Genomic DNA, 24,570 nt, shown 5'->3' on the forward strand with positions numbered 1-24,570 from the left:
GACATCATCATGTTCAATCTGGAGGCACTGGACCTGGCGCGCATTCAATTCGCGTTTACGGTTTCGTTCCACATTATTTTCCCGGCGATCACCATCGGCCTGGCGAGTTTCCTCGCGGTACTCGAAGGCCTTTGGCTGAAAACCCGCAACGACACGTACCGCGATCTCTACCATTTCTGGTCGAAGATTTTCGCGGTCAATTTTGGCATGGGCGTGGTTTCGGGACTGGTCATGGCGTATCAGTTCGGCACCAACTGGAGCGGCTTCTCGGATTTTGCCGGGAGCATCACCGGGCCGTTGCTGACCTATGAAGTGCTGACCGCGTTCTTCCTTGAGGCCGGGTTCCTCGGGGTCATGCTGTTCGGCTGGAACCGGGTTGGCCGTGGCCTGCACTTCTTCGCCACGGTGATGGTCGCGATCGGTACGTTGATTTCGACCTTCTGGATTCTCGCGTCCAACAGCTGGATGCAGACGCCGCAGGGCTTCGAAATCGTTGACGGGCGAGTGATGCCGCTGGACTGGCTGGCGATCGTGTTCAACCCGTCATTCCCGTTCCGTTTGGCGCACATGGCGATTGCCGCTTTTGTGGCGACGTCGTTCTTCGTCGGTGCGTCGGCTGCCTGGCATTTGCTGCGCGGCAATAACACGGCGCCGGTGCGCAAGATGTTTTCCATGGCGTTGTGGATGGCCCTGATCGTTGCGCCGATTCAAGCGGTGGTCGGTGACGCCCATGGCTTGAACACGCTGGAACATCAACCGGCAAAAATCGCCGCCATCGAAGGCCACTGGGAGAACGCCGACAACGGCCCGACGCCGCTGGTGCTGTTCGGCATCCCGGACATGGACGCGGAGAAGACCAAGTATGCGCTGGAGATTCCCTATCTCGGCAGCCTGATCCTCACTCACAGCCTCGACAAGCAGATCCCGGCGCTGAAGAGCTTCCCTAAAGAAGACCGGCCGAATTCGACCGTGATTTTCTGGAGCTTCCGCGTCATGGCCGGGTTGGGGATGTTGATGATCCTCGTCGGTTTGCTGGGGCTGGCGTTGCGCCGGGGCGGCAAGCTTTATCAGCATCGCGGCTTCCAGCGTCTGGTGTTGCTGATGGGGCCGAGCGGCTTGATTGCGCTGCTGGCCGGTTGGATTACCACGGAAGTCGGGCGTCAGCCGTGGGTGGTTTATGGTTTGTTGCGCACCCATGACGCGGCGTCGCATCACTCGGTGGCGCAGATGAGCACGTCGCTGGCGCTGTTCGTGGTGATCTATTTCACCGTGTTCAGCGTGGGCATCGGCTACATGATGAAACTGGTGAAAAAAGGCCCGCAGCCGCACCACGAACATCCGCCTGCGGGCGATGAATTGCAGACGCCGCGTCGACCGATTTCGGCGGCTATCGCCCCTATGAAGGAGCATTGAGTCATGGGTATTCAAGGTATCGATCTCTCGTTGATCTGGGGAGTGATCATCGCCTTCGGGGTGATGATGTATGTGATCATGGACGGCTTCGATCTGGGCCTGGGGATTCTGTTTCCGCTGATTCCGGACGAGCAGGAACGCGATGTGATGATGAACACCGTCGCCCCGGTCTGGGACGGTAACGAGACGTGGCTGGTGCTCGGTGGCGCGGCGTTGTATGGCGCGTTTCCGCTGGCGTACGGGGTGATTCTCGAGGCGTTGTATCTGCCGCTGATCTTCATGCTTTGCGGTTTGATTTTCCGCGGCGTGGCGTTCGAGTTTCGCTTCAAGTCGTCGCCGCAAAAACGCCATTGGTGGGACAAGGCGTTTATCGGTGGTTCGCTGCTGGCGACGTTCTTCCAAGGCGTGGTGATCGGCGCGTATGTGTCCGGGATTCCGGTGGTCGATCGGCAGTTTGCCGGTGGCGGTCTGGACTGGTTGGCGCCGTTTCCGCTGGTGTGTGGCGTGGGTCTGGTGATTGCATACGCGTTGCTTGGCAGCACGTGGTTGCTGGTCAAGACCGAAGGCATGCTTGAGTCGCGGATGCGTCTGTTCACCCGGCCGCTGGCCTTGCTGTTGATGGCGATGGTGCTGGTGATTGGCGTGTGGACCCTGCAACTGCATCCCGAGCTGGCAGTGCGTTGGTCGACGCACGGGCATCTGCAGGTGTTCGCCGGGTTGGTGGTGTTGGCGTTGCTGGCGCTGTTCGGGCTGCTGCGCACGTTGCGTCAGCGGCATACGCACTGGCCGTTCGTGTTCACCCTGGTGCTGATGCTGCTCGGTTACATCGGCCTGGCGCTGAGCATCTGGCCGAACATCATCCCGCCGTCGGTAAGCATCTGGGCCGCCGCGTCACCACCGTCGAGCCAGTTGTTCGCGCTGATCGGCGCACTGTTCATCCTGCCGGTGATCCTGATGTACACCTTCTGGAGCTACTACGTATTCCGCGGCAAAGTGAGGATTGGCGATGGCTACCATTGATTCGCGAGAAGTGAAATCCAGCCGCTGGTACAAGCGTCTGGGCTGGCTGTTGTTGATCTGGCTGGGCAGTGTGGTGTCGCTGGCGGTTGTCGCCAGTGTGCTGAAACTGGCGATGTATGCCGCGGGGATGAGAACCCACTGACCCCAAAAAAACCGGAGCCTGGCTCCGGTTTTTTATTGCCGCCGATCTTGAGGTCACTGACTACCCCCTGTAGGCCTTCGCCTGCTCGCGATGGCGTCAGGTCAGACAACATTGATGTTGAATGTACTGGCCCCATCGCGAGCAGGCTCACTCCTACAGGGATTTGTGGTGGTTGGAGAATATGTAAACACCGCCGAACACTGTGGGAGCGAGCCTGCTCGCGAAGGCGTCATGTCAGACAATGTTGATGTTGAATGTAACGGCCTCTTCGCGAGCAGGCTCGCTCCCACATTTGATCTCGGTTCGGCCGAAGATCTACTGATCAACCCAATCCCCTGTGGGAGCGAGCCTGCTCGCGAAGGCGGCAGGTCAGACAACGTTGATGTTGAAGGTAACGGCCTCTTCGCGAGCAGGCTCGCTCCCACATTTGATCGCGGTTCGGCCGAAGATTTACTGATCAACTCAATCCCCTGTGGGAGCGAGCTTGCTCGCGATGGCGGTGGGTCAGACAACATTGATGTTGAAGGTAATGGCCTCTTCGCGAGCAAGCTCGCTCCCACAGGTATTGTGGTGTTTTTGCGATTGGGTTTACTGCGCGCCGAACATCGCGGTCCAGTAGATCCCGGCGCTGCTTTTCGGGTCGGTCGCGTAGGCGGCGCCGAGTTCCTGGTATTGCGGGTTCATCAGGTTGGCGCAGTGGCCGGGGCTGGCGAGCCAGCCTTCGACGACTTTGTGCACGGTGTCCTGGCCAGCGGCGATGTTTTCGCCGACCAGTTGGCCGCTGTAACCGGCGAGTTCTGCGCGATCGCCCGGGGTGCGGCCGTCGCGGTCCTTGTGGTCGAGGTAATTGTTGTTGGCCATGTCGCGGCTGTGATCCTGGGCGATCGTGCCCAGCGTCGCGTTCCAGGCCAGCGGTGCGGCAGCGGCGAACGCCTGACCGCCACACTGACGGGCCTGACTGCGGGCGACGTTGAGTTCACTGAGCAATTTCTGCCCTTCACTTTGTGCATCACCGAGCTTGGCCGACAGCAGCGGCCGTGCCAATACGATGCGCCAGTCACGGTCATCGCGGCTGACACCGACATCGACGAACTGCGGATCCAGCACCACCTGACAGAAACTTTCCTGAATCGCTTTCATCGCCGATGCCGCATCACGCGGGCCGTTGAGCGTGATCGCCTGCACATTGACCATCGGATAACTGGCGCTGGCCATGGCTTGTTGCAGATCGACAGCACCGGTGGCGCGTAATCTCAGACGCGGATCGGCCGACAGCGGCGGCAGTTCATTCGACGCCTGACTGCCGCAACGCTGCGGCTGGCTGCGATAGCTGTTGATCGACTCGATCAATTGCGACTCATCGCTGGCCAGCGCCGGGATGGCAAACACTACGCCCACGGACAACGCGGCAAGACGCAAAACGGATGGCATGAAGCGCATGGAAATCTCCCTTGAGCTGAATGCGCCCATGATGCGCGAAACGCCCCCGGTGAGTGCAATGTCTTTTTTCTTCATTCAGCGGTTTTTCTGCGCAACTTTGCCTCTGGATTTGCCGTCTACACTCACCGAAGGCCCCGGAAACCGGGTGTCTCCCCGACGTAACACCTTGCCCGTATCGGGCGCTGCCGGAAGAACAGACATGGGATTGAAAGGCTGGGCGGGTTGTCTCGTATTCACCCTGTTGGCAGGCTCTGCATGGGCCACCGATCAGGCCCCGATCAAAGCGAAGGCTGAAGAAAAAGCCCAAGTGCTGGAAGAAAAAGCGGCGGACAAAGTCAGTACCGCACCGGCACCGAAAGCCGAAGCCATCACCCCGACCGAAGTGCAGGCGGTCGACCCGGCCGGCGCGGCGCCGCTGGATGATCCGATCACTTGCCTGGCGCGTAGTATCTACTGGGAAGCCAAAGGCAAAGACACGCCGGAAATGGAAGCGGTGGCCAGTGTGGTGATGAATCGCCTCGGCCACGAAGGCTTCCCCGACACGGTATGCGCTGTCGTCAAACAAGGCTCGGAAACCAAGAGCTGCCAGTTTTCCTGGTGGTGCGACGGGCGTCCGGATCAGGTCAAGGAAGATGCCGAATACACGCTGGCCAAGGATATCGCTCGCAAAGCGCTGAACCGCCAACTCAAGGATCGCACCAACGGCGCGCTGTATTTCCACGACCGCAATGTGCATCCGAGCTGGGCCAAGGAATACCGCAGAACCGCTGAAACGAAAAAATTCCTCTTCTACAAACCTGCTGGTGGCGACGCGCGTTAAGCGCAGACCTGCCGCACACATTCGCGCAACCAGCGATGCGCCGGGTCGGCATCCATGCGCGGGTGCCAGAGCATCGACACACTGATGTCCGGCATCGCGAAGGGCAGGGCGAAGCTGTGCAGACCGGTGCGCAGTTTGCTGGTGTGCCGCTGCGGTACCGTGGCGATCAGGTCGGATTCGCGCACCAGCGTCAGCGCCGCCGAGAATCCACCGAATGAAGTGACGATGTCTCGTGTCAGGCCGAGTGCGAGTAACGCTTCGTCGACCGGGCCGCTGCTGCGTCCGCGCCGTGAGATAAGAATGTGCTCGCCGCCAGCGAAGCGTTTGCTAGTGATTTTCCCCGTGCTCAAGGCATGCCCCTCACGCACCACACCGATCCATTGATCCTGAAACAGGATGCGGCTGTGCAGCGTCGGGTCGGTGCTGTCGTCGACCACGCCGGTTTCCAGATCGACGCGACCTTCTCGCAGCGGCGTGCTGTCCTTGTCGGCTTTCTGCACAAAGCGCAGACGCACGCCGGGTGCTTCTTCGGCGATCCGCGCGAGCAGGGCGGCGGCAAAGGTTTCGACGAAGCCGTCGGTGTTGCGCAGGGTGAAGGTGCGTTGCAAGCGGCCGGGGTCGAGCACTTCGGCAGGGCGTAAAACCGCCTCGGCTTCCTGCACTAGATGACTGACCCGCTCGCGCAATTCGAGTGCGCGCGGCGTCGGTACCAAGCCACGACCCGCGCGCACCAGCAACGGATCGCCAGTGGTTTCGCGCAGACGGGCGAGGGCGCGGCTCATGGCCGAAGGGCTCAAGCGCAGGCATTTGGCGGCGCGGGCGACGCTACCTTCACGCAATAACACGTCGAGGGTGATCAGCAGGTTCAGGTCCGGCGCAGTCATGACATGGCGTTCCATGCAGGTATTGAGTGCAAAGCTTGCGTCTTGCGCCGCGTGTTGTCGAGGCTCAGGCTATGACGCATCACCTTTGCGTTGCGAGCCGTCCATGCCCCGAGAACCCCTGAGCACTCCCGCCCGCTGGGCGCTGACCAGTCTGGCCCTGTCGATGTTGATGCCATCGCTGGACACCAGCATCGCCAACGCCGGGTTGCCAATTCTGGCGACGGCGTTCGATGCGACGTTTCAGCAAGTGCAATGGATCGTGCTCGCTTACCTGCTGGCAATCACCACTTTGATTGTCAGTGTCGGACGTCTGGGCGATGGCTTCGGTCGACGTAGACTGCTGTTGATCGGGATCGGTATTTTCACCAGCGCCTCGTTGGCTTGCGCATTGGCTCCGGGACTCGGTTGGCTGATTGGCGCACGGGCGGTGCAAGGCGTTGGCGCGGCGATCATGTTTGCCTTGACGGTGGCGTTGGTGGCCGATGCGGTACCCAAGGCGCGGGCGGGCAGTGCGATGGGCTTGCTGGCGACGATGTCGGCGACGGGCACCAGTCTTGGGCCGTCGCTGGGTGGGTTGTTGATGACGCATGTCGGCTGGCAGGCAATTTTTCTGCTCAACGTGCCGTTGGGCATGCTCAATGCGTGGCTGGTGTACCGCTATTTGCCGGCGGATCGGGCAGCAGGGCGGCGCATGGCGTTCGATTATTCTGGCAGCGCGGTGCTGGTTTTCACGCTGGCAGCCTATGCGCTGGCAATGACGCTCGAAGGTTTCACGTTGCCGTTGTTGCTGGCCAGCCTGTGCGGACTCGGGTTGTTCGTCGTGGTCGAGAAGAAGGCCAAGGCGCCGCTGATTCGCTTGTCACTGTTCGCTGACCGGCGATTGAGCAGCAGCCTGGCGCTGACCCTGCTGGTGACAACCGTGATGATGACCACGCTGGTGGTGGGACCGTTTTACCTGCATCGGGGCTTGGGTCTCAGCAGCACAATGGTCGGAGTGGCGTTATCGATCGGACCGTTGTTGTCCGCAATGAGTGGGGTACCGGCGGGACGTTTGGTGGATCGCTTCGGTGCGCGACGAATCGTGCCGGGCGCTTTGCTCGGGATGGCCGGCGGTTGCAGCTTGCTGGCACTGTTGCCGATGAGTCTGGGGTTGCCCGCCTATTTGCTGCCGATTGCAGTGGTTGCCATCGGCTATGCGCTGTTTCAGGCGGCGAACAACACCGGGTTGATGGCCGGAGTGCGTCAGGATCAACGCGGTGTGGTCTCGGCGATGCTCGGGCTGGCGCGCAACCTCGGCTTGATCACCGGGGCAGCGGTGATGGGCGCGGTGTTTGCGCTGGCGGCGGGGGATCCGACGCAAGCCCCTGCAACCGCCATTGCCAGCGGCCTGCACATTACTTTTGGCGTTGCGGTGGCGTTGATGCTCATGGCGTTGATCATCAGCCGAGCGCAATTCAACTGTAGGAGCGAGCCTGCTCGCGAAGAGGCCGGCACAGCCAACATCTCCAATGACTGACACTCCGCATTCGCGAGCAGGCTCGCTCCCACAGGGGATCGGGTTAATCAGTAGATCTTCAGCCGAACCTAGATCAAGTGTGGGAGCGAGCCTGCTCGCGAAGAGGCCGGCACAGCCAACATCTCCAATGACTGACACTCCGCTTTCGCGAGCAGGCTCGCTCCCACAGTGAATCGGGTTGATCAGTAGGTCTTCGGCCGAACCGAGATCAAGTGTGGGAGTGAGCCTGCTCGCGAAGAGGCCGGCAGAGGTAACATCTCCGGTGACTGACACTCCGCTTTCGCGAGCAAGCTCGCTCCCACAGGGGAAAAGTGGTGATGTTCAGTCCCGAGATTGCCGGGCGGGGAAGAACAGTTCGAAGCAGGTGATGCCATCGACATTGCTGACGCTGTAGCGGCCCTGATGCAACTGCATGATGGTCGCGACAATCGACAGGCCGAGGCCATTGGATTGCGCCGAGCGCTCGCGTGACTGGTCGACCCGGTAGAAGCGTTCGAACAACCGCGCCAAGTGTTCAGGGGCAATGGTTGTGCCGTGGTTGCTTACCCGCAGGTAGCTGCCGTCCGCCTCGGCAATCGCTTCCACCTGCACCGTCGAATCCGCCGCACCGTACTTGATCGCATTGGCACACAGGTTGGCTAGCGCGCGCCTTAATAGCATCGGCTCGGCCCAGATCACACCGCTGCCACGGGCCTCGATACTCACCCCTACATCAGCCGCCAATCCTTCAAAGTAATCGGCAATGCGCTGCATCTCATCCGCCGCATCCAGCTCCTGGCGCTGACTCAAGGCACCGGCCGGATCGGTGCGCGCCAGAAACAGCATGTTGTCGAGCATCCGCGTCAGGCGTTCCAGTTCTTCGACGTTGGAGGCGAGCAACTGCTGATAGGCCTCGATGCTACGGTGCTGCTGCAGCGCGACCTGGGTTTCGCCGAGCAGGTTATTGATCGGCGTGCGCAGTTCATGAGCCATATCGGTGGACACCTGACTCAATTGCGCAAAACCCGTGGCGAGGCGGTCAAGCATGGCATTGAACGCTTCGATCATCGGCTGCAATTCTCGTGGCGCACCGCTGCTGGCGAGGCGTTCGCCGAGGTTGCCGACGCCGATACCGTGGGCGTGTTTCGCCAGTCGCCGCAATGGCAACAATCCGCGATACACCAGCAGACAACCCACCACCGCCAGTAACAGCGCCGCCAGCGAGGCGAGGCCATAAACACTCAAACGGTAATTGGCGAGCATCGCCGTGCGCTCGCTCATCAGGCGCCCGGTGGTGACTTGCAGATTGCCCAGCTCACCGGAATCGATACTCGCTGCCACCGCCGAAAACGGCACACCGTCGACACTCGGCAGGTGCTGCACGTCTTTCAGCGTCATCGCCTGGTCGATGGGCACCGCCGGCAACGTCGGCGTGTTCAGATTGCCCGGGTTGACCACCAGCAGCGGCGGTTGCCCCGGTGCGCCGATGGTCAGCAGAGCTTCGCGGTTGCCGAGCATGTTCTGGAACAGCGCCGGTTTGTTCTTGATCAGCTCCAGGGTGTTGCTGTCGTTGAGGAAGCTGCGCAACTGATCGACGCGACTGACCAGCGCGATGTCATCACGGCGGATCAACTGTTGCTCCAGTTCGTTGTACAGCGCGGCACCAAGCCCGGCCAGGGAGGCGAAGGCGAGCAGGGCGAACACCAGCGCCAGACGCAGGGTCAGCGAATGCGGGCGATGGGCACTCATGGCTGCGTATCGAAGCGATAGCCGATGCCGCGCACGCTGTGGATCAGCTTGAGCTGGAACGGGTCATCGATTTTCGCCCGCAAGCGGCGCACGGCGACATCGACGACGTTGGTGTCGCTGTCGAAATTCATGTCCCACACCCGTGAGGCGATCAGCGAACGCGCCAACACCTGCCCGGTATGCGTGGCGAACAATTGCAACAACGCAAACTCCTTATTGGTCAGGGTGATGCGCACCCCGGCGCGCGTCACACGGCGCTTGAGCACGTCGATCTGCAGGTCGGCCACTTGCAGTTGTTCGTCTTCATGGATCGGCCCGCGCCGGGTCAGGGTGCGCAGGCGCGCCACCAGTTCGGCGAAGGAAAACGGCTTGATCAGGTAATCGTCGGCACCCAGTTCCAGGCCTTTGACGCGGTCGGCGATGTCATCGCGGGCGGTGAGGAACAGCACCGGCGTGTCGGCTTCCTTGCGCAACCGGCGCAGGACTTCCCAGCCATCCATTTTCGGCATCATCACATCGAGCACGATCACATCGAAACTGTGTTCCAGCGCCAGGTGCAGACCGTCGGCACCGTCGCGGGCGAGGCTGACGCTGTAACCCAGTTCCTGCAAACCGTTGAGCAAGTAATTGCCCGCCTTGGGTTCGTCTTCGACAACCAGAATATTCATCGATCAGTCTCAATGGTCATTGATGCAGCCGCTGCCTTGTACCTGATAGTCCAGCACATGTTCGCGGCCCTGATGGTCGAGGTAATTCAATTGCGCCGGGACCACGCCACACGCTTGTGAAATATCGGTGCTGGACAGGACTTTGTCGACATCCAGATGGACGTAGAAGCCGGATTTGTCATGAATCACGGCGGTGTCGGGCAGGTTCGCGGCGAACACGCTGCCGGTGGCGAGGAGGGCGGTGAAGGCGAGCAGGAGGCTTTTCATGGTCAGTCACTCAGTGGTCAAAGTTGATCGGCATTGGCGCCGGGACAACTTCAGGCTACCGAGCGATCCGCACGGCAAACCGACAGCTGAATGACAAAGTTGTAATGAAAGTGACTGCGAATCTCCCTGTAGGAGCTGCCGAAAGCTGCGATCTTTTGATCTTGCTTCTAAAAGTCAAAGTCAAAAGATCGCAGCCTTCGGCAGCTCCTACAGGGAATTTGTGGTGGTCGTTCAGCTCGCGTGGGTATTGAGAATGCTCGCCACTTGCTGCGGCTGGCAGTTCAGATACGGCGAGGACTTCAGCCAGCGCTGATCCGGGTACCACGAAAACATGAACTGGCCATTCTTCAACCGGTCGATCACCTGTTTGGCAATCTGTGGCCGTACCGCCGGGCAGCCCTGGCTGCGGCCGATGCGCCCCTGTTTCTTGCTCCACAACGGATTCACATAACTGGCGGCGTGAATGACGATGGCGCGATCGCGGGCCATGTCATTGAAGCCTGGCTCCAGACCGTCCATGCGCAGCGAATAACCGTGGGTGCCGCTGTAGCTTTCCTGAGTGCGGAACAGGCCGAGGCTGGACTGGTAGCTGCCTTCGACATTGGAAAACTGCGTAGCGAAGTTTTCCCCGGAGTTGGAACCGTGGGCCACCAGATCGCGCAGCACCAGTTTCTTTTTGCTGAGGTCGAAGATCCACAGTCGGCGTTCGGTGGACGGTTGCGAATAGTCGATGATCGCCAGGTGGCGGGACGGCTTCGCACCGTTGTTGACCGCGCATTGCATGGCGCTCAATGCACCTTTCAGCGCTTGGGGATTGAGTTCTGGCGCGGCGTGCGCGAGGCTGGTGAAGAGAACCGGCGATGGTTTGCCGGCGGCAAAAACGGGACTGGTCACGACGAGAGCGGTGGCAGTCAACAGAAGTCGGCGCAAAAACGTCAACATTTTATAAAGAGTCCTCACTTGCTACTTATTTGGCACTTTGGCTCCTGACTCCCAGTCAATACCCGCAAGCCCGTCGATCGAGCCTGACTCTCAAGCGCACCTGATGTAAGGTTGGCCATCATCTGGACGGCCATGGATTGGAGTAAAGCAGTTGTTCAAAAAGTACGCATGCTACTTGAGCATTTGTTTGCTCGCTGCGCCGTTTGTCGCTTGTGCCGATGAGCCGTTGCCGCCGCTGGAGACATTGCCAACGCCACCGGCCGAGATGCCGGTCGAGCCGCAAAGTCCGTTGCAGGCTGTAATGATCAGTCTGCCGCAGTCGTGCCCGGCGATTGCCGCACAGCTCAACGGCCCGGCGCTGACGCAATTGCAGGCGTTCTACCAGCAGCAGGACTGGATGCCGGTGTGGGCGAGTGAATCTGCTCGATTGCCGATGTTGCAGGCACAATTACAGTTATTGGCCGATGATGGTCTCAATCCAAAACGCTATCCGGTCGCGACCACGGCGCCGCAGGATGGCGAGTTGTGTGCCGACATCGACATCAGTCGCAACTATCTCCAGGCCCTGCAGGATTTGCACTACGGTCTCCTGCTGCAATCGCACTTTGAACCGCTGTGGCATGCCGACGCCACCCCGCGCGACCGTCAGGCGGAATTGTTGGCCATCGCCGTACCGGGCATGCATGACATTCCCGCTGCGTTCGACCTGGCGCGGCCGCGTCTGGCGCAATATCAGGATCTGCGTCAGCTGTACGCGGCGCAACGGCTCAAAGCCTTGCCGCAATGGCAATCGGTGGGCAGCGGGCCGCTGCTGCGCCCGGACATGGAAGACAAACGCGTGCCGGAACTGGCTCAGCGTCTGTACAGCGAAGGCTATCTGACTCAGATCATTGCTACGCCCGGCAATGCGTATGATGGCGTTCTGGTCGACGCGGTGAAGAGTTTTCAGGCCAACCATTCGCTCCAGGCTGATGGCGTGGTCGGACCGGGGACGATTGCCGAACTCAACATCACTCCACTGACCCGCCGTGAACAACTGCGGGTCAACCTCGAACGTTTCCGCTGGATGTCCCAGGACATGGAACCCAATGGCCTGCTGGTCAACGTTGCCGCTGCCGAGCTGACGCTGTATCAGGGCGGCGTGCCGGTGTGGCAGACGCGTACTCAGGTGGGTCGCGCGGAACGCCAGACCCCGTTGCTGAAGTCCCGTGTCACGCGCCTGACCCTGAATCCGACCTGGACCGTGCCGCCGACCATCTGGAAGGAGGACAAACTGCCGGAGATCCGCAAGGACCAGACCTTCCTCAGCCGCCAGAACCTGCAAGTGCTCGACGCCAACGGTCAACCGCTGGCGGCGGCGGATATCGACTGGGACAACCCCGGCAACATCATGCTGCGTCAGGACGCCGGGCCGCGTAATCCGTTGGGGCAAATGGTCATCCGCTTCCCCAATCCGTTCTCGGTGTACCTGCACGACACGCCGAGCAAGGCACTGTTCGAAAAAGGCCCGCGGGCCTTCAGCTCCGGTTGCGTGCGCGTCGAGCACCCGATGCAACTGCGCGATCTGCTGCTGACCCCGGCGGAAAAGGCCCGCACCGAAACCCTGCTGGCCACCGGCACCACCCACGAATTTCGCTTGTCGGCGCCGGTGCCGATCCTGATGACTTACTGGACGGCACAGGTCGACAGCGCTGGCCATGTGCGCTATTCGCCGGACATCTACAGTCGCGACAGCGCCTTGCTCGTCGGGCTTGATCGCGCGCATTGAGCCTCAGCGAGCGTGGCGGTGCCAGAACACCTGCGCCAGCCACGCATCGATGCTCAACTTGCCAGCGCCGGCGAACACCAGTGGTATCAGCGCCGCAAGGTAAATCGCCGGCAACTTGAAGTTGCCAAAGCCTTTATTGGTGATCGCATAACCCTGCGCCAGCTCGCTCAGCGACGACCAGTCGGCGGGCCAGTGCACCGCGGCGGTGGCGACGACGGTGACCACGATCAGCGAGATCGCCGAGATTCGTGTGCCGACACCGACCAGGATCGCTAGCGCACAGATCAGCTCGGCCCACATCGACAGTTCCCAGTTCAGCGTTGCCGGGAGGCGATCGAAGGGGAAGGGGAATTTGTCCTGGATGTCTTCGAACCAGTTCTGCCCGTTGAATTTCTCCAGCCCGGACTCGAAGAATTCCCAGGCGATGAACAGGCGCAGGGTCAGAGGCGCGAGCCACGTGCCGGCGCGGTCGAGGTTCAGGTGCAGGTGTTTGACGGCGCTTGAAAGGGTGGTAGTCATGGTGCAGCTCCGGTGAATTGAGTGAAATCGACCGGGGTATTTCAGCGTCGGGGTGTATCGGGGATGTGTCGGCGGGGTGGGGGATTGTGCGTTGGGTGTGTCTGAGGCTTCGGGGTATACAGTGCGATACAGTCAAAAGCCCCTCACCCTAACCCTCTCCCGGAGGGAGAGGGGACTGACCGAGGTGTCTTGTGCCATCCATCGACCTGAAAGATCCAGTCGATTATGGATCCAGGTTTTGGCGATCATGGATTCACAGACGCTATTTCGATCATGGATTCACAGGCGTTATTTCAAGTCGGCGTAAATCTCCAATCTCCCCCAATCGGTCCCCTCTCCCTCGGGGAGAGGGCTAGGGTGAGGGCAGCAGTTTCGGCACCCGCCACAAATACCACGCCGCCACCGTCCGATAAGGCCGCCACGCCAACCCAATCTCAACCATCTGCCTGCGCGTAGGCTGTACCTCCAGCCCCTTCAACCGCCGATAACCCTCGCGCACACCAAAATCATCCGCCGGCAAAATATCCATGCGCTCCAGGCTGTAGATCAACAACATCTCCACCGTCCAGCGACCCACCCCGCGCAAACTGACCAGGCGCTCAATCAACGCCTCATCGTCCATCGCCAGCGCCGTGGCGTAATCCGGTACTACGCCATCCAGCGTCGCCTGGGCAATCCCCTGAATCGTCGCGATCTTGCCTGCGGAAAACCCGCAACTGCGCATGCGCTCGAAATCCGTCGCCAGAATCTGCTCGGGACGAGGAAACGTCTGACCCGCAAACAACCCCACCAAGCGCCCGACAATCGCATCGCCGGCCTTGGCATGCAGTTGCTGATAAGCAATCGCCCGCACCAGCGACTCGTATGGATCGCGCGCCGGATGCGGTTGATGCAGGCATGGGCCGACCGCAGCAATGTGACGCTGCCAGTCCGGGTCGAGCGCAGCCAGAAACTCGCTGGCCGCTTGATAGGCATCAGGCATGTTATTTCAGCAAGCCGTTGACTTCGCCGTAGGTGAAGGCCTTGAGATCGTGGGTGTCGAGTTTGCCGCTGGCCAGAAAGCTTTTCACCAGCCCACCCATCGCGCCATAGAGGAATTCGGCAATGCCGGAACCCGCGCTCAAGCGGCGCACGCCCAGCGCTTGCAGTTCTTCAGGCGAAGGCAGGCAAGCGAAACCAAGGACATTGACTGGCAGCGCAGTGCCCTTGCAGATGGCCTCGATTTCATAGGCCGACGTGACGCCCGCCGCGAACAAGCCATCGGCGCCCGCCGCTTGATACAGCGCCGCCCGATGCAGGGTTTCGGCGACGCGATCTTCGGCCGGGACGAGGCTTTTCAGATAGACATCGGTGCGCGCATTGATGAACAGTTGCACATCGCGTTTGCCGGCAACCTGTCGCGCCACTTCGATCTTGCGCGCGAGCAATTCAGGATCCGCAGAACCATCCTCGATATTGATGCCGACGGCACCCGCCGCGATCACCGCATCGAGCACTTCGGCCACGCGCCCGAGGTCATCGGAATACCCGGCCTCGACATCCACGGTCAACGGAATGCTGATCACCCGGGCGATAGATTCCACCGTCGCCACCAGCCGTTCAAGGGGCAGGGCGTTGCCGTCCGGATACCCGTGGGCCCAGGCCACCGCCGCACTGCTGGTGGCCACGGCTTTACCGCCCAAGTGCTCGACCAGTCGCGCACCGGTGGCGTCGGCGACATTGGTCAGAATCAACAGGCCTTGCTGGTGCAACTGGTGAAACTGCGTAGCGAGCACGTTCATCAAAAATCCTTCTTGTCAGTTGATGAGGTTGGTCAGAATGCCAGTTGTCGGGTGAGCTGCACGGCGGCGTTTTCCAGCCGCAGCAGAAACGCTTTGCGCGGCTGCCCACCACCATAGCCGGTCAGCGAGCCATCCGCGCCGATCACGCGATGGCAGGGCACCACAATCGATAACCGATTGTGACCGTTGGCCAGACCGACCGCGCGACTGGCGCCGGGTTTGCCCAAACTGGCGGCGATGGCGCCGTATGTACTGGTGTGACCGTAGGGGATTTGCAGCAACGCTGACCAGACCTGCCGGGCAAACTCGCTGCCGGGCAAGTGCAGCGGCACAGTAAAGGTGTTCAGCTTGGCGGCGAAATACTGCGCCAGTTGCTGCTCGATCTGCTGCAAATGCGCGTTGTGCCCCGGCGCGACCGCGTAGCCGTAGCGATTCTGTAACTCTTCGACTTCGCGGGTCAGCGCCGGGCGATCGAGAAACTCCAGCAACACCAGGCCACGCCGTTCGGCCATGGCGATCATCGGCCCCAGCGGCGTGGTCAGCCGGGTGAACAGCAGTGGTTCACTCTGGGCGACGCGGCCCGGGGTGATGTGGAACGACTTCTGAAAGGCATCGCGAAAACCACTCAGTGACTCATAGCCCGAATCAAACGCGGCATGATCAATCGAGGTGCCTTGCTTGATCCCGCCCAGCGCCATGCCCAAGCGCCGGGTGCGCAACCAGGCATGGAAGGTCATGCCGAAATGCTGCTTGAACCAGCGCCGCAGCTTCAGCGGCTCGATACCTTCGGCGAGCAGTTGCGCATCGCTCCAACGCATCTCCGGGTCGGTCTCCACGGCTTTGAGTAAACGCTGCACCCAGTCCGGCGCAATGGCGGCGGCGTCCAGCGGTTTGCAGCGCAGGCAGGCGCGATAGCCCGCCGACAGGCAGTCATCGGCCTGGGCGAAGAACTCGACGTTCTCCGGTTTCGGCTTGCGCGCCGTGCAACTGGGACGGCAGAAGATCCCGGTGGTTTTCACGGCCGTGAAGAACACGCCTTCATAGGCAGTGTCGCGTTCGAGCATGGCGCGAACCATTTCGGCGTGGGGCGGCAGGACAGCGGTTTGTATGTTCATGGCTCGAGAGTAAAACCAGTTTGTCGATGGCTCCACCGAAAAATCGACAGTGAATTTTCAAATCCTCTGAACTACCGTGTAGGAGCTGCCGCAGGCTGCGATCTTGATCGTTCCCACGCTCTGCGTGGGAATGCAGCCCGGGACGCTCCGCGTCCCAAAATCCTAGATCGCCGCTATCGGCAGCTCCTACCGTTTGTTGAGGTGTGCCCGATGCATCCATTTTCCATCCAACACATTGATCACATCGTCCTGCGCGTCACGGATCTGCAGCGCAGCATCGACTTCTACAACCAGGTCTTCGGTGCCGAGGTGGTCAAGCGCAACGAACCGCTGGGTCTGATACACCTGCGCGCCGGCACGTCGATGATCGACCTCGTCGACCTGCAAGGCGAACTCGGCCGCAAGGGCGGCGGAGCGGCCGGTACCGAGCGGCGCAACGTCGATCACTTCTGCCTGCGTATCGAACCGTTTGATGAAGTGGCGCTCATTACACACTTGCAATCACACGGACTGAGCGTCGAAAAAGCCGCCCGCCGCTTCGGTGCCGAGGGCTACGGCTTGTCACTGTATTGCTTCGACCCGGACGGCAATCAGGTCGAACTCAAAGGCCCCTCCGAGGCTTAAGCGCGTTTGGCCATCAACAGCACCGAAGCCGCTGCCGACAGCAGGCCTGCGCAGCAACGATTGAAGATCCGTTTGCCGCGCGGCTCGGCGAACCAGCGGCGCATGTGCAGGCCCATCCAGGCGTAGGCGCTGATGGCGATCCATTCCAGCAGCAGAAACATCACGCCCAGCACCGCAAACTGCGCCGGCACCGGGCGCGCCGGGTCGACGAATTGCGGCAAAAACGCAGTAAACAGAAGGATCGCTTTCGGATTACCCGCCGCCACCAGAAACTCCTGCCGTGCCAACGCAAAGAAACCAACGGTCGCGCCCGTTACCTGCTGCTCGGCCTCGGGATTGGCCCGCCACAACTGCCAGGCCAGATACAACAGATACGCCGCGCCAACGATCTTGATCGCATGGAACAGCCATTCCGAGGTCTGTAACACCACCGACAGGCCCGCACCGGCCAGCGCAATCATCCCGGCGAATGCCAGAATCCGCCCGATGCCCGCCGTGCAGGCGCGGCGAAAGCCATAACGCGTGGCGTTGCTGACCGACAGCAGATTGTTTGGTCCGGGGGCCATGTTCAGGGCGAAACAGGCCGGAAGAAACAGGATGAGCGTGGCGAGATCCATGGCGGCACTCCAGTAACGAGAACGATATTTTTATCACAGCCCCCACGCGCCCAGACCCATACAGTCACGCAGCGCTGTCGCGGTACAGCGCCCGGCGCTGTTGGGCATCGCGGTCGAACTTTTTGCAGATGCCTTCACTCTGTATCAGTCATAGGGAGATGGTTTCGTCAGAAAAAACTATCCATCCGGTCAGAAACGGCGATAGCCGTGTAAAATTTCGCCGACGTTGCACCCACCCCGTTTGGCCCCAGGCGGCCCCACCAAGAGCGATCTACATGCAAGCAAAGGCCCGTGAAGTTTATGTGCCACCGGTGCTGCAAGATCTGCGAGCCGGCACTGCCGAACTGCACATCGCACTGGAAAAACGCCTTCCTTTTTTCTCCGATGCTCTCGATACGCAGGCTTTTGTGCGGCTGATGCAGGCTTATTACGGCTTCTATCTGCCGCTGGAAAACGCCTTGCTACGCAGCGATGCAATTCCTGCCGATTTTGAACTGACGCCTCGTCTCAAAACGCCAACCCTGCGCGCCGACCTGCTAGCCCTGGGCGTATCTGCCGCAGCGCTGCAAAGCCTGCCGCAGTGCGAGCAGTTGCCGCTCATCGACTCAAGCGCTGCCTGCCTTGGCGTGCTCTACGTCCTCGAAGGCGCGACGCTCGGCGGGCAGATTCTGCGCCGCGAAATCTCTTCACGATTAGGCCTGGAAGCCAATAACGGCGCGGCCTTTCTCGATATCTACGGCGCCGCCACGGGTCGGCGCTGGCGTGACTTCGTCGAATACCTCGGCAGTCGACCAATGAGCGCCGCCGAGCGCGGCGCTGTCGTCACCGCCGCACAAACCACATTCAGCTGTTTCGAGCGCTGGCTCGAAAGCCGGGAGGTACTGGCATGAACCCGCAAGACAAAGAAGCCTTTGAAGAACTGCTGGCCAACTGTGCCGACGAGCCGATTCGTTTCCCCGGTGCGATCCAGCCCCACGGCTTGCTGCTGACACTGAGCGAACCTGAGCTGACGATCATTCAGGTCAGCGCCAACGTCGACCCCCTGCTGGCCCGGGAGCCGCAGAGCCTGATCGGCGAGCCGCTGGAAAGCCTGATCGGCGACGCCGAAGCGGTACAAGTGCGCGAAGCCTTGCTGCAACCGTCGCTGTCAGACTTGCAGCCGCTGCGCTTCAAGCTCAACGGCACCGCGTTCGAGGGCCTGCTGCATCGGCATCAGGGCGTGCTGATTCTGGAGCTGGAAATCCACGTCGAAAACTTCCAGCCACGCAACGTCGCCGGCAACCAGACCCATCTGGGGCGCATGCTCCAGCGTCTGCAAGCGGCAACCACGTTGCAGGCGCTGTACGACATCAGCGTCAAGGAAATCCAGGCCATGACCGGTTACGACCGGGTGCTGATCTATCGTTTCGAGGAGGAGGGCCACGGTCAGGTCATCGCCGAAGCCTCCGACCCGTCGATGGAAGTGTTCAATGGCCTGTTCTTCCCGGCGTCGGACATTCCCGAGCAGGCGCGCGAGCTGTATCGCACCAATTGGCTGCGGATCATCCCCAATGCCGACTACCAACCGGTGCCGCTGCTGCCAAAGCTGCGCCCGGACACTGACACGCCGCTGGACCTGAGTTTTGCCACGCTGCGCAGCGTGTCGCCGATCCATTGTCAGTACATGAAGAACATGGGCGTGTTGTCGTCGATGAGCATTTCCCTGCTCAAGGGTGACAAGCTTTGGGGCCTGATCAGCTGCGGCAATCGTCAACCACTGCACGTGCCGCACGAATTGCGCGCGGCGTGCCAGACCATCGGCCAGGTGCTGTCGCTGCAGATCAGCGCCATGGAAGCGCTGGAGATCAGCCGCCAGCGTGAAGAGAAAGTCGAGGCGTTGGCGCTGCTCAATCAAGCGATGATCGACTCGCCGCAGAATGTCTTCGACGGCCTCGCCAACCAACCGCAAACCCTGATGGCGCTGACCAATGCCGGTGGCATTGCAATCATCGAAGACAAACAACTGCACCGTTACGGCAACTGCCCGGAGCCGGAAGAAATCCGCGCCTTGCACAAGTGGTTGCAGGACAGCGGCGAGGCGGTGTTTGCCAGTCATCACCTGGCCAGCGTTTACCCGCCGGCGGCGCAGTTCCAGCAGGTGGCCAGTGGCGTGCTCGCCATGAGCCTGCCGAAACCGGTGGACAACGGCGTGTTCTGGTTCCGCCCCGAGGTCAAGGAAAACATCAACTGGAGCGGCGATCCGCGCAAGCCGCTGGACCTGGAAAACTCCGACGCCGGCCTGCGTTTGCGCCCGCGCACCTCGTTTGAAATCTGGAAAGTCGAGATGGCCGGGATCTCCACCAAGTGGAGCCACGGTGATCTGTTCGCCGCCAACGATCTACGGCGTTCGGCACTGGAAAATGATCTGGCGCGGCAAGTGCGTCGTGAGCAGGAAGCGGTGCGCGCCCGCGATGAATTGGTGGCGGTGGTATCCCACGATCTTCGTAACCCGATGACCGTGATTTCAATGCTCTGCGGCATGATGCAGAAGGCCTTCAGCTCCGACGGTCCGCACACTTCGCGGCGGATCTCCACGGCCATCGACACCATGCAACAGGCTGCCGGCCGCATGAACACGCTGCTGGAGGACTTGCTCGACACCTCGAAAATCGACGCCGGGCGCTACTCCATCACCCCGCAGAAACTCGACGTCGGCCAGATGTTCGAGGAGGCGCAGGCGCTGCTCGCACCGCTGGCGCTGGACAAGGACATCAGCATTTCCTTCGACGCCGATCCTGATTTGCGCATTCATGCCGACCCGGAGCGGCTGTTTCAGGTGCTGTCGAATCTGGTTGGCAATGCCATCAAGTTCACCCCGCGACTGGGTACGGTGGGCGTGCATGCCACGTCTGTTGGCAATGACATCGTCTTCACCGTACGCGACAGCGGCGAAGGCATTCCCAAGGAGCATCTGCCGCACGTGTTCGACCGTTACTGGACGGTGAAAGAGGGCAACCCGACCGGCACTGGTCTCGGTTTGTACATCACCCAAGGCATCGTCGAAGCCCACGGCGGGCGGATCTTCGCCGAGAGCGAACCGGGGCAGGGCAGCGAGTTCCGCTTCACCGTGCCGCGTTTGGACTGAACGTCGATTTTCATGTGGGAGCGAGCCTGCTCGCGAATGGGGTTGTTCTGTCAATGCAACATTGAATGATCCACCGCTTTCGCGAGCAGGCTCGCTCCCACAGGGGATTTGTGTCGTAAGGGGCATTTTCTTCAATACCCAGGATCGGGCGCTCGATACCGTGAGCACCTTGTTCCTCGATTTGAAGCAGGTGTGCGATGAGTCTGATTGTTTCCATGGCGGCGTTTGCGCTGGCAGCGTCGATCACGCCGGGGCCGGTGAACATTGTGGCGTTGAGTTCCGGGGCGCAGTTCGGTTTTCGCGCCAGTCAGCGGCATGTCGCCGGGGCCACGTTAGGGTTTGTGTTGCTGCTGGTGCTGATGGGGTTGGGTCTGCACGAGGTGCTCAAGCTCTGGCCATTCATGACCCGCGTGGTGCAACTGGCCGGCGTGGCGTTTCTGCTGTTCATGGCGTGGAAACTGGCCGTGGATGACGGGCAATTGAATGCCCGTGAATCAGGGCGGGCGCCGTCGATGCTGTACGGCGCGGTGATGCAGTGGCTTAACCCGAAAGCCTGGCTGGCCTGCGTCGCGGGTATGGGCGCGTTTGTCGCCGATGGCGAGGCGCAGCTGGTGTGGCAGTTTGCGGCGGTGTATCTGGTGATCTGTTACCTGTCGGTGGGCTGCTGGGTGTATGCCGGGACGTTTTTGCGTGGGTATTTGAGTAATGCGGCGGGGATGCGCTGGTTCAATCGGAGCATGGCGGGGTTGTTGACCGTCAGCGCGATATACCTGCTGCTACCGTGAACCCTGTAGGAGTGAGCCTGCTCGCGATAGCGATCTATCAGTCAATATAAATGTCGACTGATAGACCGCTATCGCGAGCAGGCTCACTCCTACAATGGATCACGGGTAGCCGAGAGATTGATTAGTTGAACGGCTGCTGAAACGCGCCACCTTCCATGTGCCAGACCTTCGGCTCCTCTGAAAAATATTCCTCCAGCCCCAGCATGAACAGCCGGTGGTCCTCACTCGCTTCAAACCCCGGCGTGTGATCCTCAAGGGATTGCCAGCGCACAATCAAATTGAACACCTCAGGCGTTTCAATTCCCTGCGCAAGCAAGTGCCCGCCGTAACCCTTGGCGCGTTTGAGCAACGGCTCGACCTCAGCAAACGCCTGCCGGAAGGCTTCGGTTTTCCCTGTGTGAACGGGCAGTAAAGCAATCTCATAAATCATGATGTTCTCCTCGGGACTGATTTCAGCGATTGGCGAGTTCGGACGATGGCGCGACAGCAATCGCGATCTTCCCTTGAACGCCGTTGTTGGGCGTTTCCAGCAAGGCATGGGCGAGCCCGATGTCGGCCAGCGAATAGACAGCGCCGACGTGCGGGCGGAATTGACCGTTCGCGATCAATGCGCTCAACTCATCGAGCTTGCCGCGGTTTTGCCGGGTGAACACGAAGTGATAACTGGCGTTCTTGCCCCAGGCCTGAATCAGGTTCTGTGGCTGGGCAAGGTCGACAATCGATACCACGCGGCCAAGCTGTGCGAGGGCGTCCGGGCTGCGTGTCAGCGTATTGCCGCCGATGGTGTCGAAGACGACATCGACGCCGCGGCCCTCGGTTTCGCGCAGGATCGCCTCGACGTAATCTTCCTTTTCGTAGTCGATCAGCACATCGGCACCCATGCGCCGTGCGAACTCGAAATTGCCTTCACGCACGGTGGTGAAGACCTTCGCGCCGATGGCTTTGGCCAGCTGGATTGCGACATGACCGACGCCACCCGCGCCGCCGTGGATCAGAATGCTCTCGCCGACTCTGAGCGCCGCCCGCACGACCAGCGCTTCCCACGCCGTGCCGCCAACCAGGCTCAGGCTTGCCGCTTCAAGGTGGCTGAGCGCGGCAGGCTTCTTGCCGACAATGTTTTCGGCCGCAACGTGGTACTCGGCATAACTGCCCGGGCCGGCAAATATTTGCGGGGTGTACCAGACTTCGTCACCCGGCACGAACGCCGTCACCCCCGGCCCGACGGCTTCGACAACGCCAGAAACGTCGTGGCCGGTAATGGCGGGGAGGGGCACCAGATCGGCATAGTCGCCACGGCGAACCTGATAATCCAGCGGGTTGATGGAGGTGGCGTGCACCCGTACCAGGACTTCGCCCGCTTGTGGCACTGGCTTGGGTACGTCGCGCAGTTCGAACGATTGCGCGCCGCCAAATGAAGTAAGGATCATCGCTTTCATTGCATTGCCTCGTTTCGGTAAAAAGGGATATCGGGAATTCTCGATATCATGGGGTAAAAAATTACAGCTCGCTGCCGATGATCTCGGCCAGCGCACTGATCGCTGCTTCGTTGCGTTTGTAGTAAGTCCACTGGCCGATGCGCCTGACTTCCACCAGGCCGGCGCGTTGCAGCGTCGCCAGGTAATCGGACACCGTCGACTGCGACAGCCCGACGCCTTCCTGAATACTGCTGACGCAAACACCCACCGTATGCACGTCACCCTCATCCTGCGGAGGAAAGTGTTTCTCGGGATCCTTCAGGCCTTTGAGGATTTCCAGGCGTGTGCGGTTCGAGAGGGCTTTGAAGATTTCGAGTAGTTCCATGCCGCGACGATATCGGAATTTACCGATATGTCAATATCTGAATGTGTTGGCCAGAGTCTGACCCTGTGGGAGCGAGCCTGCTCGCGAAAGCGCTGGCACAGTCAATATCCCCGTGACTGATACACCGCTTTCGCGAGCAGGCTCGCTCCCACAGGGGGCAGTGTCGAGTTTCAGATGAAGTGTCAGCCGCGATATTGGCCGGGCGTGGCCGCCAGATGCTGCTTGAATGCTCGCTGAAAATGCGCTTGATCGGCAAACCCTGCCTCAAGCGCCACATCGGCAATCAACTGGCCACTGCGCAAACGCTCGCGGGCAAACTGGATGCGCTGGTTGACCAGAAACGCGTGGGGCGTCATGCCGTAATGCTGTTTGAAGGCGCGGATCAGGTACGACGGCGACAGTTGTGCCGCCGTGCAGATGTCGTCGAGGTTCAGCAGCTCGGTGCAGTGTTCGCGGATGAAATCCGCAGCACGTTCCAGTTTGAAATTCGGTTCGCGCAGCGAGGGGCCGGCAGGGTTGAGGTGCAGTTGCAGGTCACTGAAGAATTCCACTGCCGCGCTTTGCTTGCGCAAGACATCCTGTTGCTCGTCGACCAGTACGTCGTAAAGCGCGATCAGGTCGCGAAACAATCCTGCGTCCTGCAGATGCGTGTCGGAAAACCGCCGAAACTCGAGTTCGGCACTGAACCCCAACTGATGCTGCAAATCCGTCAGCCACGGTGTCTCGACGTAGAGCATCAAGTACGACCAAGGCTGGTCATCAATCGGATTGCACGCATGCACATCGCCCGGATTCATCAGCACCACCGTGCCCGCCGCGATATCGAACTGCGCCTGTTCATGCACATACGTGCTGCGCCCGGCGGTGATCGCGCCAATGGAAAAATGCGCGTGGGAATGCCGGGCGTAGCAGACCTCGCGGCCATCGGCGATCGCCCGCGCTTCAATGAACGGCAGCGCCGCGTCACGCCAGAAACGCGGGGCTTGTTCAGGGTTCTTGGCGGCAGCGTGTTTCATCGTTGTTATTCCCGGCAGGCCAGGGCGCCAGTGTATTAGCTCTGGCCGGCAAAGGCCCGTTCGAGTTCGGCAATGTCGAGTTTTTTCATCGTGAACATGGCCTGCATCGCTCGCTGCGATTTGCTGGTGTCGGCATCCAGCATCATGTGCATGAACGCCACCGGAACGATCTGCCATGACACGCCAAATTTGTCCTTGAGCCAGCCACATTGCTGGGCTTCGACAGGGCCACCCTCGGACAGATTGCCCCAGAAGTGGTCGACTTCTTCCTGATTCTGGCAATTGACCTGAAACGAGATCGCCTCGCTGAACTTGAACAGCGGCCCACCGTTGAGGCCGGTGAAGGTCTGGCCATCGAGTTCGAAACTGACGGTCATCACCGCACCTTCCGGCTTGCCGTGAAATTCCTGGCCGACCTTGCTGTAGTGGGTCAGGCCGGTGATTTTCGAGTGATCGAAGATCGAGCAATAGAACTTCGCAGCGGCTTCGGCCTGATCGTCGAACCACAGGCAGGGCGTGAGTTTCTGAAAGCGTTGCATGGCAGTCATCCTCGGCAGGTTAGACACGCTGGATTAACAGCG

General features: G+C 60.6%; 26 protein-coding genes. 10 read left to right on the plus strand and 16 right to left on the minus strand.

The genetic code is table 11. The annotated features are described in order from the left end of the window. The first annotated feature begins 9 nt into the window (after nucleotides 1–9). From CKW17_RS01470 to CKW17_RS01480, 3 genes are read left to right on the plus strand one after another with little or no spacing between them, the layout of a single operon-like run. Nucleotides 10–1,413, plus strand: coding sequence for a cytochrome ubiquinol oxidase subunit I (locus CKW17_RS01470; protein ID WP_095119010.1), 1,404 nt, complete (start codon nucleotides 10–12; stop codon nucleotides 1,411–1,413). 3 nt (nucleotides 1,414–1,416) lie between these two features. Continuing rightward, a complete protein-coding gene (cydB, locus tag CKW17_RS01475) occupies nucleotides 1,417–2,433 on the plus strand; it encodes a cytochrome d ubiquinol oxidase subunit II (protein ID WP_095118384.1) in 1,017 nt (338 codons plus the stop codon). Next, entirely contained in the window at nucleotides 2,420–2,575 is a 156-nt protein-coding gene (locus tag CKW17_RS01480) for a DUF2474 family protein (RefSeq protein ID WP_095118385.1), read from the plus strand. Before cydB ends, CKW17_RS01480 begins: the two co-directional genes overlap by 14 nt. A gap of 588 nt (nucleotides 2,576–3,163) precedes the next feature. Here CKW17_RS01480 and CKW17_RS01485 read toward each other — a convergent pair. Continuing rightward, the gene (locus CKW17_RS01485; protein ID WP_095118386.1) at nucleotides 3,164–4,015 is read right to left on the minus strand and encodes a CAP domain-containing protein; all 852 of its coding nucleotides are present in this window, start codon (nucleotides 4,013–4,015) and stop codon (nucleotides 3,164–3,166) included. Nucleotides 4,016–4,214: 199 nt separating this feature from the next. Between CKW17_RS01485 and CKW17_RS01490 the strand changes: the two genes are divergently transcribed. After that, entirely contained in the window at nucleotides 4,215–4,835 is a 621-nt protein-coding gene (locus CKW17_RS01490; RefSeq protein ID WP_095118387.1) for a cell wall hydrolase, read from the plus strand. On the opposite strand, the gene CKW17_RS01495 is transcribed toward CKW17_RS01490, so the two are convergent. Then, nucleotides 4,832–5,719: a LysR family transcriptional regulator gene (locus tag CKW17_RS01495; protein ID WP_095118388.1), complete on the minus strand. Its 888-nt coding sequence runs from the start codon at nucleotides 5,717–5,719 to the stop codon at nucleotides 4,832–4,834. The two genes, CKW17_RS01490 and CKW17_RS01495, sit on opposite strands and share 4 nt — an antisense overlap. A gap of 103 nt (nucleotides 5,720–5,822) precedes the next feature. On the opposite strand from CKW17_RS01495, the gene CKW17_RS01500 reads away from it, so the two are divergent. Further along, entirely contained in the window at nucleotides 5,823–7,235 is a 1,413-nt protein-coding gene (locus tag CKW17_RS01500; RefSeq protein WP_095118389.1) for an MFS transporter, read from the plus strand. Nucleotides 7,236–7,556: 321 nt separating this feature from the next. Here CKW17_RS01500 and CKW17_RS01505 read toward each other — a convergent pair whose 3' ends face one another. The 4 genes from CKW17_RS01505 to CKW17_RS01520 form a co-directional block, all read right to left on the minus strand. Then, on the minus strand, nucleotides 7,557–8,963 hold the full coding sequence (locus tag CKW17_RS01505; RefSeq protein WP_095118390.1) for a heavy metal sensor histidine kinase: 1,407 nt from the start codon (nucleotides 8,961–8,963) through the stop codon (nucleotides 7,557–7,559). Beyond that, nucleotides 8,960–9,631 (minus strand): heavy metal response regulator transcription factor, encoded by a 672-nt coding sequence (locus CKW17_RS01510; RefSeq protein WP_016985270.1) that lies wholly within the window; start codon nucleotides 9,629–9,631, stop codon nucleotides 8,960–8,962. The genes CKW17_RS01505 and CKW17_RS01510 overlap by 4 nt, the downstream gene beginning before the upstream one ends. A 9-nt stretch (nucleotides 9,632–9,640) precedes the next feature. After that, entirely contained in the window at nucleotides 9,641–9,898 is a 258-nt protein-coding gene (locus CKW17_RS01515; RefSeq protein ID WP_095118391.1) for a DUF2790 domain-containing protein, read from the minus strand. 231 nt (nucleotides 9,899–10,129) lie between these two features. Further along, complete coding sequence (locus CKW17_RS01520; RefSeq protein ID WP_095118392.1) at nucleotides 10,130–10,840, minus strand: murein L,D-transpeptidase catalytic domain family protein; 711 nt, start codon at nucleotides 10,838–10,840, stop codon at nucleotides 10,130–10,132. 151 nt (nucleotides 10,841–10,991) lie between these two features. Between CKW17_RS01520 and CKW17_RS01525 the strand changes: the two genes are divergently transcribed. Further along, entirely contained in the window at nucleotides 10,992–12,608 is a 1,617-nt protein-coding gene (locus CKW17_RS01525) for a murein L,D-transpeptidase (RefSeq protein ID WP_095118393.1), read from the plus strand. Nucleotides 12,609–12,611: 3 nt separating this feature from the next. Here CKW17_RS01525 and CKW17_RS01530 read toward each other — a convergent pair whose 3' ends face one another. The 4 genes from CKW17_RS01530 to CKW17_RS01545 form a co-directional block, all read right to left on the minus strand. After that, nucleotides 12,612–13,127: a DoxX family protein gene (locus CKW17_RS01530; protein ID WP_095118394.1), complete on the minus strand. Its 516-nt coding sequence runs from the start codon at nucleotides 13,125–13,127 to the stop codon at nucleotides 12,612–12,614. 352 nt (nucleotides 13,128–13,479) lie between these two features. Next, a complete protein-coding gene (locus CKW17_RS01535) occupies nucleotides 13,480–14,109 on the minus strand; it encodes a DNA-3-methyladenine glycosylase (RefSeq protein WP_095118395.1) in 630 nt (209 codons plus the stop codon). Between the two features lies 1 nt (nucleotide 14,110). Next, complete coding sequence (locus CKW17_RS01540) at nucleotides 14,111–14,908, minus strand: isocitrate lyase/phosphoenolpyruvate mutase family protein (RefSeq protein ID WP_095118396.1); 798 nt, start codon at nucleotides 14,906–14,908, stop codon at nucleotides 14,111–14,113. 32 nt (nucleotides 14,909–14,940) lie between these two features. Continuing rightward, complete coding sequence (locus CKW17_RS01545; protein WP_095118397.1) at nucleotides 14,941–16,023, minus strand: bifunctional transcriptional activator/DNA repair enzyme AdaA; 1,083 nt, start codon at nucleotides 16,021–16,023, stop codon at nucleotides 14,941–14,943. 210 nt (nucleotides 16,024–16,233) lie between these two features. On the opposite strand from CKW17_RS01545, the gene CKW17_RS01550 reads away from it, so the two are divergent. Next, the gene (locus CKW17_RS01550) at nucleotides 16,234–16,647 is read left to right on the plus strand and encodes a VOC family protein (protein ID WP_095118398.1); all 414 of its coding nucleotides are present in this window, start codon (nucleotides 16,234–16,236) and stop codon (nucleotides 16,645–16,647) included. Here CKW17_RS01550 and CKW17_RS01555 read toward each other — a convergent pair. Beyond that, a complete protein-coding gene (locus tag CKW17_RS01555) occupies nucleotides 16,644–17,264 on the minus strand; it encodes a LysE family translocator (protein ID WP_095118399.1) in 621 nt (206 codons plus the stop codon). The two genes, CKW17_RS01550 and CKW17_RS01555, sit on opposite strands and share 4 nt — an antisense overlap. 275 nt (nucleotides 17,265–17,539) lie before the next feature. Between CKW17_RS01555 and CKW17_RS01560 the strand changes: the two genes are divergently transcribed. The 3 genes from CKW17_RS01560 (at nucleotide 17,540) to CKW17_RS01570 (ending at nucleotide 21,173) form a co-directional block, all read left to right on the plus strand. Next, nucleotides 17,540–18,154 (plus strand): biliverdin-producing heme oxygenase, encoded by a 615-nt coding sequence (locus tag CKW17_RS01560; protein ID WP_095118400.1) that lies wholly within the window; start codon nucleotides 17,540–17,542, stop codon nucleotides 18,152–18,154. Then, the gene (locus tag CKW17_RS01565; RefSeq protein ID WP_095118401.1) at nucleotides 18,151–20,388 is read left to right on the plus strand and encodes an ATP-binding protein; all 2,238 of its coding nucleotides are present in this window, start codon (nucleotides 18,151–18,153) and stop codon (nucleotides 20,386–20,388) included. The genes CKW17_RS01560 and CKW17_RS01565 overlap by 4 nt, the downstream gene beginning before the upstream one ends. Nucleotides 20,389–20,585: 197 nt before the next feature. After that, nucleotides 20,586–21,173 (plus strand): LysE family translocator, encoded by a 588-nt coding sequence (locus CKW17_RS01570; protein WP_095118402.1) that lies wholly within the window; start codon nucleotides 20,586–20,588, stop codon nucleotides 21,171–21,173. A 121-nt stretch (nucleotides 21,174–21,294) separates the two neighbouring features. Here CKW17_RS01570 and CKW17_RS01575 read toward each other — a convergent pair whose 3' ends face one another. The 5 genes from CKW17_RS01575 to CKW17_RS01595 form a co-directional block, all read right to left on the minus strand. Then, on the minus strand, nucleotides 21,295–21,603 hold the full coding sequence (locus tag CKW17_RS01575; protein WP_095118403.1) for an antibiotic biosynthesis monooxygenase: 309 nt from the start codon (nucleotides 21,601–21,603) through the stop codon (nucleotides 21,295–21,297). A gap of 22 nt (nucleotides 21,604–21,625) precedes the next feature. Beyond that, the gene (locus CKW17_RS01580; protein WP_095118404.1) at nucleotides 21,626–22,609 is read right to left on the minus strand and encodes a zinc-dependent alcohol dehydrogenase family protein; all 984 of its coding nucleotides are present in this window, start codon (nucleotides 22,607–22,609) and stop codon (nucleotides 21,626–21,628) included. A gap of 61 nt (nucleotides 22,610–22,670) precedes the next feature. Beyond that, complete coding sequence (locus tag CKW17_RS01585; RefSeq protein ID WP_077572353.1) at nucleotides 22,671–22,973, minus strand: helix-turn-helix transcriptional regulator; 303 nt, start codon at nucleotides 22,971–22,973, stop codon at nucleotides 22,671–22,673. Nucleotides 22,974–23,155: 182 nt separating this feature from the next. Continuing rightward, nucleotides 23,156–23,989 (minus strand): AraC family transcriptional regulator, encoded by an 834-nt coding sequence (locus CKW17_RS01590; protein WP_095118405.1) that lies wholly within the window; start codon nucleotides 23,987–23,989, stop codon nucleotides 23,156–23,158. A 35-nt stretch (nucleotides 23,990–24,024) separates the two neighbouring features. Then, nucleotides 24,025–24,528, minus strand: a complete 504-nt coding sequence (locus tag CKW17_RS01595; RefSeq protein WP_095118406.1) for a VOC family protein — start codon at nucleotides 24,526–24,528, stop codon at nucleotides 24,025–24,027. Nucleotides 24,529–24,570 lie beyond the last annotated feature (42 nt).

The organism is Pseudomonas sp. Irchel s3f10 (assembly GCF_900187515.1).
GTDB lineage: Bacteria > Pseudomonadota > Gammaproteobacteria > Pseudomonadales > Pseudomonadaceae > Aquipseudomonas > Aquipseudomonas tensinigenes.

Bases quoted from the DNA above. Each gene is read 5' to 3' on its own strand.
- CKW17_RS01565 (WP_095118401.1), top strand. From the start codon at position 18,151: ATGAACCCGCAAGACAAAGAAGCCTTTGAAGAACTGCTGGCCAACTGT.
- CKW17_RS01540 (WP_095118396.1), bottom strand. From the start codon at position 14,908: ATGAACGTGCTCGCTACGCAGTTTCACCAGTTGCACCAGCAAGGCCTG.
- CKW17_RS01530 (WP_095118394.1), bottom strand. From the start codon at position 13,127: ATGACTACCACCCTTTCAAGCGCCGTCAAACACCTGCACCTGAACCTC.
- CKW17_RS01520 (WP_095118392.1), bottom strand. From the start codon at position 10,840: ATGTTGACGTTTTTGCGCCGACTTCTGTTGACTGCCACCGCTCTCGTC.
- CKW17_RS01545 (WP_095118397.1), bottom strand. From the start codon at position 16,023: ATGAACATACAAACCGCTGTCCTGCCGCCCCACGCCGAAATGGTTCGC.
- CKW17_RS01470 (WP_095119010.1), top strand. From the start codon at position 10: ATGTTCAATCTGGAGGCACTGGACCTGGCGCGCATTCAATTCGCGTTT.
- CKW17_RS01510 (WP_016985270.1), bottom strand. From the start codon at position 9,631: ATGAATATTCTGGTTGTCGAAGACGAACCCAAGGCGGGCAATTACTTG.
- CKW17_RS01505 (WP_095118390.1), bottom strand. From the start codon at position 8,963: ATGAGTGCCCATCGCCCGCATTCGCTGACCCTGCGTCTGGCGCTGGTG.
- CKW17_RS01495 (WP_095118388.1), bottom strand. From the start codon at position 5,719: ATGACTGCGCCGGACCTGAACCTGCTGATCACCCTCGACGTGTTATTG.
- CKW17_RS01595 (WP_095118406.1), bottom strand. From the start codon at position 24,528: ATGCAACGCTTTCAGAAACTCACGCCCTGCCTGTGGTTCGACGATCAG.
- CKW17_RS01485 (WP_095118386.1), bottom strand. From the start codon at position 4,015: ATGCGCTTCATGCCATCCGTTTTGCGTCTTGCCGCGTTGTCCGTGGGC.
- CKW17_RS01500 (WP_095118389.1), top strand. From the start codon at position 5,823: ATGCCCCGAGAACCCCTGAGCACTCCCGCCCGCTGGGCGCTGACCAGT.
- CKW17_RS01585 (WP_077572353.1), bottom strand. From the start codon at position 22,973: ATGGAACTACTCGAAATCTTCAAAGCCCTCTCGAACCGCACACGCCTG.
- CKW17_RS01490 (WP_095118387.1), top strand. From the start codon at position 4,215: ATGGGATTGAAAGGCTGGGCGGGTTGTCTCGTATTCACCCTGTTGGCA.
- CKW17_RS01570 (WP_095118402.1), top strand. From the start codon at position 20,586: ATGAGTCTGATTGTTTCCATGGCGGCGTTTGCGCTGGCAGCGTCGATC.
- CKW17_RS01535 (WP_095118395.1), bottom strand. From the start codon at position 14,109: ATGCCTGATGCCTATCAAGCGGCCAGCGAGTTTCTGGCTGCGCTCGAC.
- CKW17_RS01580 (WP_095118404.1), bottom strand. From the start codon at position 22,609: ATGAAAGCGATGATCCTTACTTCATTTGGCGGCGCGCAATCGTTCGAA.
- CKW17_RS01560 (WP_095118400.1), top strand. From the start codon at position 17,540: ATGCAAGCAAAGGCCCGTGAAGTTTATGTGCCACCGGTGCTGCAAGAT.
- CKW17_RS01550 (WP_095118398.1), top strand. From the start codon at position 16,234: ATGCATCCATTTTCCATCCAACACATTGATCACATCGTCCTGCGCGTC.
- CKW17_RS01480 (WP_095118385.1), top strand. From the start codon at position 2,420: ATGGCTACCATTGATTCGCGAGAAGTGAAATCCAGCCGCTGGTACAAG.
- CKW17_RS01555 (WP_095118399.1), bottom strand. From the start codon at position 17,264: ATGGATCTCGCCACGCTCATCCTGTTTCTTCCGGCCTGTTTCGCCCTG.
- CKW17_RS01575 (WP_095118403.1), bottom strand. From the start codon at position 21,603: ATGATTTATGAGATTGCTTTACTGCCCGTTCACACAGGGAAAACCGAA.
- cydB (WP_095118384.1), top strand. From the start codon at position 1,417: ATGGGTATTCAAGGTATCGATCTCTCGTTGATCTGGGGAGTGATCATC.
- CKW17_RS01590 (WP_095118405.1), bottom strand. From the start codon at position 23,989: ATGAAACACGCTGCCGCCAAGAACCCTGAACAAGCCCCGCGTTTCTGG.
- CKW17_RS01515 (WP_095118391.1), bottom strand. From the start codon at position 9,898: ATGAAAAGCCTCCTGCTCGCCTTCACCGCCCTCCTCGCCACCGGCAGC.